General features: G+C 64.2%; 11 protein-coding genes. 5 read left to right on the plus strand and 6 right to left on the minus strand.

Going from position 1 to position 12,936, the window contains the following annotated elements:
• Positions 1–188: 188 nt before the first annotated feature.
• The gene (locus tag FJ414_RS30900; RefSeq protein ID WP_095815273.1) at positions 189–635 is read right to left on the minus strand and encodes an iron-sulfur cluster assembly scaffold protein; all 447 of its coding nucleotides are present in this window, start codon (positions 633–635) and stop codon (positions 189–191) included.
• Between the two features lie 236 nt (positions 636–871).
• On the opposite strand from FJ414_RS30900, the gene folE reads away from it, so the two are divergent.
• The 3 genes from folE to FJ414_RS30915 all read left to right on the plus strand — a co-directional run bounded on the left by folE (position 872) and on the right by FJ414_RS30915 (position 3,050).
• Positions 872–1,501 (plus strand): GTP cyclohydrolase I FolE, encoded by a 630-nt coding sequence (gene folE / locus FJ414_RS30905; RefSeq protein WP_140648134.1) that lies wholly within the window; start codon positions 872–874, stop codon positions 1,499–1,501.
• Positions 1,502–1,541: 40 nt separating this feature from the next.
• Positions 1,542–2,000, plus strand: coding sequence for a phosphoribosyl-AMP cyclohydrolase (hisI, locus tag FJ414_RS30910; RefSeq protein WP_140648135.1), 459 nt, complete (start codon positions 1,542–1,544; stop codon positions 1,998–2,000).
• 84 nt (positions 2,001–2,084) lie between these two features.
• Positions 2,085–3,050 carry a patatin family protein gene (locus FJ414_RS30915; protein WP_140648136.1) on the plus strand — a complete coding sequence of 322 codons (966 nt, stop codon included), beginning with the start codon at positions 2,085–2,087 and terminating at the stop codon, positions 3,048–3,050.
• 121 nt (positions 3,051–3,171) lie between these two features.
• Here the strand turns inward: FJ414_RS30915 and recJ are convergent, their stop codons facing one another.
• The 5 genes from recJ to FJ414_RS30940 form a co-directional block, all read right to left on the minus strand.
• Positions 3,172–4,956, minus strand: coding sequence for a single-stranded-DNA-specific exonuclease RecJ (gene recJ / locus FJ414_RS30920; RefSeq protein WP_140648137.1), 1,785 nt, complete (start codon positions 4,954–4,956; stop codon positions 3,172–3,174).
• Between the two features lie 139 nt (positions 4,957–5,095).
• Positions 5,096–6,079, minus strand: coding sequence for a class II fructose-bisphosphatase (gene glpX / locus FJ414_RS30925; protein ID WP_140648138.1), 984 nt, complete (start codon positions 6,077–6,079; stop codon positions 5,096–5,098).
• A 141-nt stretch (positions 6,080–6,220) separates the two neighbouring features.
• A complete protein-coding gene (locus FJ414_RS30930) occupies positions 6,221–7,534 on the minus strand; it encodes a homoserine dehydrogenase (protein WP_140648139.1) in 1,314 nt (437 codons plus the stop codon).
• 58 nt (positions 7,535–7,592) lie between these two features.
• Complete coding sequence (locus FJ414_RS30935; protein WP_140648140.1) at positions 7,593–8,810, minus strand: LL-diaminopimelate aminotransferase; 1,218 nt, start codon at positions 8,808–8,810, stop codon at positions 7,593–7,595.
• Between the two features lie 48 nt (positions 8,811–8,858).
• Positions 8,859–9,263 (minus strand): hypothetical protein, encoded by a 405-nt coding sequence (locus FJ414_RS30940; RefSeq protein WP_181181760.1) that lies wholly within the window; start codon positions 9,261–9,263, stop codon positions 8,859–8,861.
• A 97-nt stretch (positions 9,264–9,360) separates the two neighbouring features.
• On the opposite strand from FJ414_RS30940, the gene phaC reads away from it, so the two are divergent.
• A complete protein-coding gene (phaC, locus tag FJ414_RS30945; protein ID WP_140648141.1) occupies positions 9,361–11,196 on the plus strand; it encodes a class I poly(R)-hydroxyalkanoic acid synthase in 1,836 nt (611 codons plus the stop codon).
• Between the two features lie 325 nt (positions 11,197–11,521).
• Positions 11,522–12,679 (plus strand): YcbK family protein, encoded by a 1,158-nt coding sequence (locus tag FJ414_RS30950; RefSeq protein ID WP_181181761.1) that lies wholly within the window; start codon positions 11,522–11,524, stop codon positions 12,677–12,679.
• The last annotated feature ends 257 nt before the right edge of the window (positions 12,680–12,936 follow it).

Consider the following 12,936-nt stretch of genomic DNA (forward strand, 5'->3'; position numbering starts at 1 on the left):
ATCCCCAAAAATCAGCGTTGAATCTGATTTGCCGGCCCGTGGGAATCCCAATTCCTTAAATCGTCACTACGGCCTAGAGCAATTCCAGGAAAAGTGTGAGCGGTTTTCCGTCCGGAATTGCGGTAAAATAAGAAGATAGTGCGTTTCGCCGTTTCCGTGAAACGGTGAAACGCACTAAGCCGCTACCTTCAAGCCGCCTGTCCGGCGCGCTTCTTCTCGATCTGTCCGATCGCATCGACCACCGCGTCGAAGGTCAGCATGGTCGAGGCATGGCGCGCCTTGTAGTCGCGCACCGGCTCCAGATATTTGAGGTCGGCGAAACGGCCTTCCGGCGGCGCGCCGTTCTCCTTGAGCATCTTCAGCATGGTTTCGCGCACGGCGCGCAATTCGTCGGCGCGGGCGCCGACCACATGCTGGGCCATGATAGACGACGAGGCTTGGCCGAGCGCGCAGGCCTTCACGTCATGGGCGAAATCGGTCACCACGTCGCCATCCATCTTGAGGTCGACGGTAACGGTCGAGCCGCACAATTTGGAATGCGCCCTGGCTGTCGCGTCGGCATCGTCGAGCCGGCCGATCCGCCCTATGTTCCCGGCGAAACCGAGAATTTTCGCATTGTAGACGTCGTCGATCATATTTTTCCAATCCGTCGCCGCCGAGCGAACAGGCTTTGCCGCTCTCGCGTCTTCCTTTCGCGCCGCCAGAACCATATATAATAATCGCAGTCGGGCATCGACAAGGCGACGACAAGCCGCTGTCCTTGCCCATATGTTCACGCCGCTTGCGGGATGGAAATGGGCGATTTTCACCCAAAAGGTCGTGGTCCGTTCAACTCGTCCCACCTTTGAGTGGGACTACGGGAGACGCCTTTATGGATGCCGTCATCAAGAAAATCATGCCCCCGTCCGAATATCTGGACAAGCCCGTCACCGATCGTCCGAGCGAGGCTGAGGTCGAAGCCGCCGTGCGTACGCTTTTGCGTTGGACCGGCGACAATCCGGACCGCGAAGGCCTGATCGACACGCCAAAGCGTGTCACCAAAGCCTTCCGCGAAATGTTCAACGGCTATGACATGTGCCCGGCCGACGAGCTTGGCCGCACCTTCGAGGAAGTCGCCGGCTATGACGATCTCGTCATCGTCAGGGACATAAAGTTCCATTCGCATTGCGAGCACCACATGGTGCCGATCATCGGCAAGGCGCATGTCGGCTATCTGCCGGACGGCAAGGTCGTCGGCCTGTCGAAGATCGCGCGCGTCGTCGACATCTTCGCGCATCGCCTGCAGACCCAGGAGGCGATGACGGCGCAGATCGCCGGCGTCATCCAGGACGTTCTCAACCCGCGCGGCGTCGCCGTCATGCTCGAAGCCGAGCATATGTGCATGGCCATGCGCGGCATCCGCAAGCAGGGCTCGACCACGCTGACCTCGACCTTCACCGGCGTCTTCAAGGACACGCCCGAGGAACAGGTCCGCTTCGTCACCATGGTACGCGCCGGCTGATTTGCCGGCCGTCGCCTGCCCGAACATACAAGGACCGGCGATGTCGGCAGTCGAATTCCTAAAAGCTTCGTCAGACAAGAAGGCGCTGGAGGAAGGCACCGTTCTTTCTCCGCGCTTCGATGCGGCAGGCCTCGTCACCGTCGTCGTCACCGATGCCGGCGACGGCATGCTCTTGATGGTCGCGCATATGAACGCCGAGGCGCTGGCGCTGACGCTCGAGACCGGGATCGCCCACTACTGGTCGCGCTCACGCAACGCGCTGTGGAAGAAGGGCGAGACCTCGGGCAATTTCCAGCACGTCGTCGAGATGCGCACGGATTGTGACCAGGACGCGATATGGTTGCGCGTCAAAGTGTTGGGTCACGACGCAACCTGTCACACCGGCAGACGTTCCTGCTTTTATCGGACGGTGGGGCTGAACGACGGCAAGACGACGCTTGTCGACGACGGCAGCAGACCGCTGTTCGATGCGGACCATACGTATCGGAAGCCGGTGTGAACCATTCAATATTCACAAACCACTCATATTCACTATTCTCAAATATCCTTGCGGTAGAAGGGATATGGGACAAGGGAGATCGTGATGCTCGAATGGGCGTCATTGCGCAGCAGACCTGACGTTCGGGAGGCCAACGGCCCCGCATCGTCCGGCGGCGCGTCTGACCCGAAGCCAGACAGGAAAGCCGGTATCTCGCTGGCGCTCGGCGGCGGATGCGCCCGCGGCTGGGCCCATATCGGCGTGCTGCGCGCGCTTGACGAGGCCGGCATCGAAGTATCGATGATCGCCGGCACCTCGATCGGCGCGCTGGTAGGCGGCTGCTACCTTGCCGGCAAGCTCGACGAACTGGAAGAATTCGCCAGAAGCCTGACCAAGCGGCGCATTTTCGGCCTTCTCGATCTCAATCTTCGCGGCAGCGGCCTGTTCGGCGGCATGAGGCTCGATCAGCGCCTGCGCGAGCACCTCGACGGCGCCCGTTTCGAGGATCTGGCGAAGCCCTTCGTCGCCGTCGCGTCTGAAATCCGCACCGGCCATGAGATATGGCTGTCGAGCGGCTCGCTCGTCACCGCCATGCGCGCCTCCTATGCGCTGCCGGGCGTCTTCGAGCCGGTGGCCTGCAACGGCCGCATGCTGGTCGACGGCGCGCTGGTCAATCCGGTGCCGGTCTCGGTCTGCCGCGCCTATGAGCAGCCGCTCGTCGTGGCCGTCAACCTGCATTACGACCTGTTCGGCCGCGCCGCCGTCATCAAGCACAGCGCCGGCGAACTGCTCGTCGAGAACGACGCGCCGCGCCCCGGCCAGGTCAATCCCCAATCACACCAGACCCGCCTTGGTATCACCGGCGTCATGGTCGAGGCCTTCAACATCATCCAGGACCGGATTTCGCGCGCCAGGCTCGCCGGCGATCCGCCGGACATGTCGCTGCAGCCCAAGCTCAGCCATATCGGCCTGACGGAATTCCATCGCGCCGACGAGGCGATCAGCCTCGGCTACCAGGCGACGAAGTCCCAGATCAACGAACTGACCCGGCTGCAGACCGTTCTGGTCTGAATTCCCCCTATTGCGTCGTTAATGCATGTCGCGCAAAAGTGTGCAGCGGTTTTGCGACAACGACATGCATCAAGCAACGACCTAAAGCGCGTCGCCTGAATCCGCTTCAGCGCGACGCGCTTTAAGCCAGCGCCGCATCGCTGATGCGAAACTGCACCGTGCGGTTGCCGTTCCAGTAATTGCCCGAGAGCGAACCGGCGATATGCACGGTCCTGCCCCTGTTTTTGAACAGGAATTCACCGAGCGCGGTGTCGACGGCACGGAACGCCATGGCCTGGATTTTGCCGCCGCTTTGCGACTGCAGGTCAACGCGGATGTGGTTGGTGCCGATCGCGCGCGCGTCGGCCAGCCGATGGCGAGGCAGCACGAACACCGGTGCGATGTGTCCGGCGCCGAACGGCCCGGCTTTCTCCAGCGCGTCGAGCAGCGCGATGGTGGCGCCCTCGGCGGCCAAGGCGCCATCGATCGCCAGACTCTCCTCGTTCTGCAGCCGGAACACGTCGGCCGCGGCGCGCTCCTCGAAGAAGGCGCGCAGTTCGCCTAGCTTGGCGCGCTCGACGGTGATGCCCGCCGCCATTGCGTGGCCGCCGCCCTTGACGATCAGCCCGGCCTCGGCCGCCTCGCGGACCAGCCGGCCGAGATCGAAGCCGGTCACCGAACGGCCGGAGCCCGTGCCGATGCCGGTCGAATTGAACGCGATGGCAAAGGCAGGCCGGCGCGCATAATCCTTGAGCCGCGAAGCAATCAGCCCGACGATCCCCGGATGCCAGGTGTTGCTGGCGGTGACGATGACCGCCGGGCCGTTGCCGCCGGCAAGCTCCGCATCAGCCTCGGCGCGCGCCTGCGCCAGCATCTCCTGCTCCATCTGCTGCCGTTCCTGGTTCAGCCGGTCCAGCGTCTCGGCAATCCCTGTCGCCTCGACGGGATCGTCGGTGGCCAAAAGCCGGCTGCCGAGCGCGGCATCGCCGATGCGGCCGCCGGCATTGATGCGCGGGCCGATCAGGAAGGACAGATGGAAAGTGTTGATCGGCTCGCCGATGCGTGAAACCCGCGCCAGCGCCGCCAGCCCCTCGTTCTTCTGCTGGCGCGCCACCTGCAGCCCCTTGACCACGAAGGCCCGGTTGACCCCGGTGAGCGGCACCACGTCGCAGACCGTCGCCAGCGCCACCAGGTCGAGCATTGAAAGCAGATCGACCGGCGCGGCGTCCGGCAGCCTCGCGCGCAGCACCTTCGCCGTCTGGACAAGACACAGGAAGACGACGCCTGCGGCGCACAGATGCCCCTGCCCCGACAGGTCGTCCTCGCGATTGGGGTTGACCACGGCTTCCGCGGCCGGCAGCGGGCCGCCGACCTGGTGATGGTCGAGCACCACGACATCGGCGCCGGCCTCTCTGGCCGCGTCGATCGAGGTCGCGCTGTTGGTGCCGCAGTCGACGGTGACGATCAGCTTCGCGCCGCGCGAGATCAGCTCCCGCATCGCTTCCGGATTGGGTCCGTAGCCTTCGAAGATGCGGTCCGGGATGTAGATTTCCGACGGCACTGAAAAATGCGTGAGAAAGCGCTTGATGAGCGCCGACGATGCCGCGCCGTCGACGTCATAGTCGCCGAAGATCGCCACTTTCTCGCGGGCGACGATCGCACCGGCCAGCCTCGCCGCCGCTTTCTCCATATCGGTCAGCGATGCCGGGTTCGGCAGAAGCTCGCGAATGGTCGGATCGAGGAAACGCTCGGTCTGCTCCACGCTGACGCCGCGCCCGGCAAGCACCCGCGCCACGATATCCGGCACGCCACGGCCTTGCGCGATCGCGAGCGCGGCCATGTCCTGCCGCTCGGTCAGCCGGTGTTCCCAGGAAACACCGGTCGCCGACTGCCTGACATCGAGGAAGAACCGTTTCTCGCCGGTCATGCGACGCGCCGTCTGCACATCATTGCTGCGCAGATATCAACATGCGACGTCCAGAGCAATTGCGGGGAAGCGAGCAATCCGGGGAAAGGTGTGGAACGTTTTCCCCGGATTGCGGCAAAAGCGCTCGGGCTAAGCGAAATCAGAACTTATCCAGATCCTGGTGCCTGGCCTTGATCTCGCGCACCGTGCGCGAGGACGAGCGCAGCACGATGGTGTGGGTGGTGATGAAGGTGCGGCCGAATTTCACCCCGTCGAGCAGGTTGCCGTCGGTGACGCCGGTCGCCGCGAACAGCACGTCGCCGCGCGCCATGTCCTGGGCGCGGTAGATCCGCTTCGGGTCGGAAATGCCCATCTTCTGCGCCCGCGCCACCTTTTCCGGCGTGTCGAGGATCAGCCGGCCCTGCATCTGTCCGCCGGTGCAGCGAAGTGCGGCCGCCGCCAGCACGCCTTCCGGCGCGCCGCCGGTGCCGAGATAGATGTCGATGCCGGTCTCGTCCGGATCGGTGGTGTGGATGACGCCGGCGACATCGCCGTCGCCGATCAGCCGGATCGCCGCACCCGTGGCGCGCACGGCGTCGATCAGCTTGGCGTGACGCGGCCGGTCGAGGATGCAGGCGGTGATGTCGGAAACGGCCACGCCCTTGGCCCTGGCCAGATTGGCGAGGTTCTCGGCTGGCGAGGCGTCGATGTCGATCAGGCCTTCCGGATAGCCGGGACCGATGGCGATCTTGTCCATGTAGACGTCCGGCGCGAACAGCAGGCTGCCCTTCTCGGCAATGGCGATGACGGCCAGAGCGTTGGGCAGGTTCTTGGCGCAAATCGTCGTACCTTCGAGCGGATCGAGCGCGATGTCGACGGCCGGACCTTTGCCGGTGCCGACCTCCTCGCCGATATAGAGCATCGGCGCCTCGTCGCGCTCGCCTTCGCCGATCACCACCGTGCCCTTGATGGCCAGCCGGTTGAGCTCCTGGCGCATGGCGTCGACCGCCACCTGGTCAGCTGCCTTCTCGTCACCGCGCCCGCGCAGCCTTGCCGCCGCGACCGCCGCCCGCTCGGTGACGCGCACGACTTCCATGGTAAGGATCCGGTCGAGGCCGGCGGCGATGTTCTGGGCTATATTCATGAACGGGCATTCCTCGTGAAACTCAGCCTCCCGCCAGAGGCGCGCTTCTTCTGGCAAAGCTCCATGACAACGGCAAGACTTGCCCCCTCAATTTTTGAAACGACAGCAAAATCAATCGATTGAAGATGAAATCGGACTTGGCTATTCCGCCCGCTCGATGCGGATCACCTGCGGCTTGTCGGTCAGATGACCGTCCTTGGTAATGCCTTCGACGGCCTTGCGCACCGCCGCTTCCGTCGTCTCGTGGGTAACGAGGATGACGGTCTTCTGCGCCTGCGTTTCCGGGCCGGCCGCCTGCTGGACGATCGATTCCAGCGAGATGTCGTTGTCGGCCATGCGTTTGGCGATGGCCGCGAAGACGCCGGTGCGGTCATGCACGGTCAGCCGGATGAAATAGCCGCCGGCATGGCTGCGCATCCGCGCCTTCTTGTAGGGCTTCAGTTCCTTCGCCGGCCAGCCGAAGACCGGGCCGTGCTGGAAGCCCGGCCGGCTCTTGGCGATGTCGGCGATGTCGCCGACGACCGCCGAAGCGGTGGCATTGCCGCCCGCGCCCGGACCCGAGAGCAGGAGCTCGCCCAGGATATCGGTCTCGATCGCCACCGCGTTGGTGACGCCATGCACCTGCGCGATGACCGAAGCCGTCGGCACCATGGTCGGGTGCACGCGCTGTTCGATGCCGCTGTCGGTGCGCTGCGCAACGCCGAGCAGCTTGATGCGGTAGCCAAGATCGCCCGCCGCGCGGATATCGGCCTGGGTGATGTTGGAGATGCCTTCCATATAGATGTCGCCGGCGGCGATCCTGGTGCCGAAGGCAAGGCTGGTCAGGATCGACAATTTGTGTGCCGTGTCATGGCCTTCGATATCGAAGGTCGGATCGGCTTCGGCATAGCCGAGCCGCTGCGCGTCCTTCAGGCAGGCGTCGAAGGCGATGCCTTCGGCTTCCATGCGGGTCAGGATGTAGTTGCAGGTGCCGTTGAGGATGCCGAAGACACGGGTCACCGCGTTGCCCGCCATCGCCTCTCGCATCGTCTTGATGACCGGGATGCCGCCGGCCACCGCCGCCTCGTAGTTGAGCAGCACGCCCTTCTTCTCGGCGACCTCGGCAAGCGCCACGCCATGCTTGGCAAGCAGCGCCTTGTTGGCGGTCACGACATGGCGCCCGGCCTCGAGCCCCGCCTTCACCGACAGCCGCGCCGGCCCCTCGTCGCCGCCGATCAGTTCGACGAAGACGTCGATATCGGCCCGCTCGGCCATCTTGACCGGATCGTCGAACCATTTCGCGGCGCTGAGATCGATGCCGCGGTCGCGTTTCGGATCGCGGGCCGAAACGGCGGTCACGACGATGTCGCGACCGCACTGCCGGGTAAGCTCGGCCGCCTTGTCGCGCAGCACGCGCGCCACCGAGGCGCCTACCGTGCCGAGACCGGCAATTCCAACGCGCAACGCTTCAGCCATGTCCGGCGACGCCCCTCAAACTTGCAAAAAATGTCAGGTGCAAAAAATGTCAGGCAACTCAACGACGAGCGGCTAAAGGCACCACATTGTTGGGCTGCTTGGCGGTGGTCGCGAGGAACTTCTTGATGTTGCGAGCGGCCTGGCGGATCCGGTGCTCGTTCTCGACCAGCGCCACGCGTACATAGTCGTCGCCATGCTCGCCGAAGCCGACACCCGGTGCCACCGCGACATCCGCATGCTCGATGAGCAGCTTGGAGAATTCGAGCGAGCCGAGATGGCGGAACGGCTCCGGGATCGGCGCCCAGGCGAACATCGAGGCCGCAGGCGCGGGAATGGTCCAGCCGGCGCGACCGAAGGAATCGACCATCACGTCGCGCCGCTTGTGGTAGACCTCGCGCACCTCCTCGATGTCGGCGCCGTCGCCGTTCAGCGCATGCGCCGCCGCAACTTGGATCGGTGTGAACGCGCCATAGTCGAGATAGGACTTCACCCGCGTCAGCGCCGAAATCAGCCGCTCGTTGCCGACCGCGAAACCCATGCGCCACCCAGGCATGGAAAAGGTCTTCGACATCGAGGTGAACTCGACGCAGACATCCATTGCGCCCGGCACCTGCAGCACCGACGGCGGCGGATTACCGTCGAAATAGATTTCCGAATAGGCGAGATCCGACAAGATGATGATGTCGTTCTTCTTCGCGAAGGCGACCACGTCCTTGTAGAAGTCGAGCGAGGCGACAAGCGCCGTCGGGTTCGACGGATAGTTGAGGATCAGCGCCAGCGGCTTCGGGATCGAATGGCGGATGCCGCGCTCGACCGCCGGGATGAAGCCGTCATCGGGCTCGACCTGCAGCGAGCGGATCACCCCGCCCGACATGATGAAGCCGAAGGCATGGATCGGATAGGTCGGATTGGGGCACAGGATGACGTCGCCGGGCGCGGTGATCGCCTGTGCCATGTTGGCGAAGCCCTCTTTCGAGCCGAGCGTCGCCACCACTTGCGTGTCGGGGTTGAGCTTCACGCCGAAGCGGCGCTGATAATAACTCGCCTGGGCGCGGCGCAGGCCGGGAATGCCGCGCGACGACGAATAGCGATGCGTGCGCGGGTCGCGCACCACTTCGCACAATTTGTCGACGATGGCTTTCGGCGTCGGCAGATCCGGATTGCCCATGCCAAGGTCGATGATGTCGGCGCCGCGCGAACGGGCGCTGGCCTTCAGCCGATTGACCTGCTCGAACACGTAGGGCGGAAGCCGGCGTACCTTGTGAAATTCTTCCATTTCGGTTCCAGACGATCAAAGGGGGCGCTTTCGGCGCGCGATATAAACCTAATTGCAACTAGGGTCGAGAGCAGGGTCGCATTTGCCCTCGATCTGCTTCAGCGTGTCGTCTCCATGCGTCTTGGCCAAGGTGCTGAGTGCCGCCGCATTCGCCGGTGCCCTGACGCCGCTGCCCTTGGCGATCTGCGCCTGCTCCTTGGCCTTGAGCTGGGCGAGGTTCGCGGCGGTCTCTTCCTTGGTGAGTTGCTTGGCGGCGACCGGCGGCGGGACATTGAGGTTCGGATAGGAGCCGGTATCCTTCGGGCCTTCGGTCAAGGCCGTCGGTGCATTGTTCGTGCTAGTGCTCGTGCAGCCGCCGGCGGGCAGCAGCACGCCGACCAGCCCCGCCACGACCGCCATGCGGCAAATCGAACCCGCGTCGAGAAAAAAAGTCCGGCCAACATTAATCGTCATATTGTTTTCCTGGCAGCCGGGTTACAGCAAATTGGACCCGGTCAGATGTCCCATGGTAATATGTCAAGAAAACGCTCCGGGAGGAACCCCGCGAACCATGTCCAAACCTGACGATTCGGACAAAGCGGAAAATGGCGGACCTTCGGCCATCGAGCAATATCTGGTGAAGGATCCCGAGCGCTTCGCCCTGAACATGGCGCGCATGATCGAGCAGGCCGGCAAGGCGGCTTCCGCCTGGGCCGAACCGCGCGAGAAGGGTGAAGTGCGCGACCATGTCGCCGAACCGGTCGTCGACATGGTCAAGACCTTCTCCAAGCTCTCGGAATACTGGCTGGGCGATCCGCAACGCGCGCTCGAAGCGCAGACGCGACTCTTCGCCGGCTATATGACCGTCTGGGCGAACGCCATCCAGAAAGTCGACCCCAACGCCGAGGCGCCGCGGGACGCGGTTCAGCCCGAACGCGGCGACAAGCGCTTCCAGGACCCGGAATGGGGCCGCAACGCCTTTTTCGATTTCCTCAAGCAGGCCTATCTCGTCACCTCGCACTGGGCGAACGAGCTTGTCGAGCATGCCGAGGGCCTGGACGAGCACACCCGCCACAAGGCGAGCTTCTACGTCAAGCAGGTGTCGAACGCGATCGCGCCGTCGAACTTCATCTTGACCAATCCGGAGCTGTTCCGCGAGACCGTCGCCTCGAACGGCGAGAACCTCGTGCGCGGCATGAAGATGCTGGCCGAGGACATCGCCGCCGGCCGGGGCGACCTGAGGCTGCGCCAGGCGGATTACACGCCCTTCGAAATCGGCAAGAACATCGCCACGACGCCCGGCAAGGTCATCGGCCGCAGCGACGTCGCCGAGATCATCCAATACGACCCGGTGACGGAGACCGTGCTGAAACGGCCGCTGCTGATCTGCCCGCCATGGATCAACAAATTCTATATCCTCGATCTCAACCCGCAGAAATCCTTCATCCGCTGGGCGATCGAGCAGGGCCACACCGTCTTCGTCATCTCCTGGATCAATCCCGACGAACGCCACGGCGCCAAGGGCTGGGAGGCCTATATCCGCGAAGGCCTGCAATTCGGCCTCGACATGGTGGAGAAGGCGACCGGCGAAAAAGAGGTCAACGCCATCGGCTACTGCGTCGGCGGCACGCTGCTTGGCGCCGCGCTTGCCCTGTTGGCGCAGGAGGGCGATCACCGCATCAAATCGGCCACCTTCTTCACCACGCAGGTCGACTTCACCCATGCCGGCGACCTCAAGGTGTTCGTCGACGAGGACCAGGTCGCAGCCGTCGAGCGCTCGATGAGCGAAAAGGGCTATCTGGAAGGCACCAAGATGGCGACCGCCTTCAACATGCTGCGCTCGGGCGACCTGATCTGGCCCTACGTCGTCAACAACTACATGCGCGGCAAGGAGCCCCTGCCCTTCGACCTGCTCTACTGGAATTCCGATTCCACGCGCATGGCGGCGGCCAACCACTCGTTTTATCTGCGCAATTGCTATCTCGAGAACAATCTCTCGCGCGGCGTGATGGAGCTTGCCGGGCGCATGGTCTCGCTGGCCGACATCACGATTCCGGTCTACAACCTGGCCACGAAGGAAGACCACATCGCGCCGGCGCTTTCGGTGTTTCTGGGATCGCAGTTTTTTGGCGGCGACGTCGAATATGTGATGGCGGGTTCCGGCCACATCGCCGGCGTCGTCAACCCGCCCGCCGCCAGGAAATATCAGTACTGGACCGGCGGCAAGCCGGTGGGTGACTTCAACGCGTGGCTCGCCGCGGCGCACGAGCATCCCGGGTCCTGGTGGACGCACTGGCAACACTGGATTGAGAACCAGGACGACATCCGCGTACCCGCCCGAAAACCGGGCAAGCGTATGAAAACCTTGGGGGATGCGCCGGGCACCTATGTCAAGGTGCGCGTGTAACAGACTGTAATGTCTGGTGAGTTGACGCCCCGCCCAAACAGGGCGAAATGGTGGCGTCAATCGTTCGGCGGCCTCAAATCGGCGTTCGACGCAGAATAATTCCGAGGCTTGCAGATTCGACACACGTCCCGTTCCGGTTGGGAACAGGAGGGTTATCGCGGCGCCGTTCTGGAGTGGCGCGGCGATAACGAACCGACCGGATACCGAGGGGGAATTTATTTTGAAATCAGTAGGTTGGCGTCTTGCACGAGGGGAAAGCCGCAGCATTGCGGCGGCGCTTTTCTCCGTGCTTCTGGCCTCCTGCACATCGACCGGCGACCCGACGATGTCGGTCGTTTCGCCCACCTACAATTCGACCGCGACCGAAATGAGCGCGTCATCCAGCGCCAAGACCGCGGCTTCGGCCGATTCGTCGTTGCAGGCATCGGCGCCCACTGATCCGGCAGCGACCGTGATGAGCGAGAGCGATACGCCCCTGCCCGAGAAGGTCGCCTATGTGCCGGAGACGCGGCCGGACGGCACCTTCCCCATCGCCATCCCTGCCGGCGCCCAGGCCATTGCCGGAAGCACGCCGCAACCGCTGGTTCAGCAGGCGCAAACGGCGCAACAGACGCAAGCCGTCGCCCAGCAGGTCGCCGCCGGGGATGCCGCCGCCGTCGAGTCGAAGGCGCAGGCGACCACGCAAGCCATGAGCAACGGCGTCTATGTGACCGCCGGCGAGCCTGCGCAGCCGCAGATCGCCGCGCCGAAGAAGAGCCTGTTCGCCTCGCTTTTCAGCACCACGCCGGCTGCGGCCGCGCCCGCCCCCCTGATCAACAACGCGCGCTCCGGCGACCAGCCGGCGGCGCAGGCCAAGACCACGCCGCCGCCGGCCAAGCCGATCGTGACGCTGGCCTCGGCGACCCCGGCCGAGAAGCCGGTGCAACTGGCCTCGCTCGACGACCCGGCCAATCACATCACAGGCGCCGACGCTCTCCCCGGCGTGCGCCAGACGGCGCTGTTCGAGATCAAGCGCAAGTCCGGCATCGACGACGAGAGCGACGTCGACCTCAATGAGGACGAGGGCGGCGGTTCCTACCAGGTGGCGTCGGCCGCCGGCATGGCGAGACTCGCGCCAAATGGTCTTTTGAAGCAGAATGAAAGCGTCGACGTCGCCTGCCTCAAGCCTTCGCTCGTGCGGGTGCTGAAGACGATCGAGGGCCATTTCGGCCGCAAGATGATCGTCACCTCCGGCTATCGCGATCCCTCGCGCAACCGCCGCGCCAACGGCGCCAAGAACTCGCTGCACATGTACTGCGCCGCCGCCGACATCCAGGTGCCGGGCGTCTCGAAGTGGGAGCTGGCGAACTACGTCCGCACGATGCCGGGCCGCGGCGGCGTCGGCACCTACTGCCACACCGAATCCGTCCATGTCGACGTCGGCCCCGAGCGCGACTGGAACTGGCGCTGCCGTCGCCGCAGCGGTGGTGGCGAGGACGGCTGAGCCACGGTAGATGGCGGTCGTCGGCCTTCGTTTAGACTAACCGCAGCGCATCGAACGTTGGCGATTGGCCGAAGCCTTCCGAACTTCGTCATCCACGGGCGAAGCGGACGCGCAGACCCGAGGATCCATTCCGTTACCTTGGCCGAGGGATGCAGCGGTGCAGGTTCTGCACCGTGGGATCGCTCATAGGTCACGGAATGGCAACTGTGTTCACGCGAATGCGGTTTTGTCGCGCATGATGGCGTTGAGGACGACCA

This window comes from Mesorhizobium sp. B3-1-6 (assembly GCF_006439555.1).
GTDB lineage: Bacteria > Pseudomonadota > Alphaproteobacteria > Rhizobiales > Rhizobiaceae > Mesorhizobium.

Excerpts from the sequence above, each read along its gene's own strand:
- FJ414_RS30900 (WP_095815273.1), bottom strand. The coding sequence starts at position 635 with ATGATCGACGACGTCTACAATGCGAAAATTCTCGGTTTCGCCGGGAAC.
- folE (WP_140648134.1), top strand. The coding sequence starts at position 872 with ATGGATGCCGTCATCAAGAAAATCATGCCCCCGTCCGAATATCTGGAC.
- hisI (WP_140648135.1), top strand. The coding sequence starts at position 1,542 with ATGTCGGCAGTCGAATTCCTAAAAGCTTCGTCAGACAAGAAGGCGCTG.
- FJ414_RS30915 (WP_140648136.1), top strand. The coding sequence starts at position 2,085 with ATGCTCGAATGGGCGTCATTGCGCAGCAGACCTGACGTTCGGGAGGCC.
- recJ (WP_140648137.1), bottom strand. The coding sequence starts at position 4,956 with ATGACCGGCGAGAAACGGTTCTTCCTCGATGTCAGGCAGTCGGCGACC.
- glpX (WP_140648138.1), bottom strand. The coding sequence starts at position 6,079 with ATGAATATAGCCCAGAACATCGCCGCCGGCCTCGACCGGATCCTTACC.
- FJ414_RS30930 (WP_140648139.1), bottom strand. The coding sequence starts at position 7,534 with ATGGCTGAAGCGTTGCGCGTTGGAATTGCCGGTCTCGGCACGGTAGGC.
- FJ414_RS30935 (WP_140648140.1), bottom strand. The coding sequence starts at position 8,810 with ATGGAAGAATTTCACAAGGTACGCCGGCTTCCGCCCTACGTGTTCGAG.
- FJ414_RS30940 (WP_181181760.1), bottom strand. The coding sequence starts at position 9,263 with ATGACGATTAATGTTGGCCGGACTTTTTTTCTCGACGCGGGTTCGATT.
- phaC (WP_140648141.1), top strand. The coding sequence starts at position 9,361 with ATGTCCAAACCTGACGATTCGGACAAAGCGGAAAATGGCGGACCTTCG.
- FJ414_RS30950 (WP_181181761.1), top strand. The coding sequence starts at position 11,522 with ATGTCGGTCGTTTCGCCCACCTACAATTCGACCGCGACCGAAATGAGC.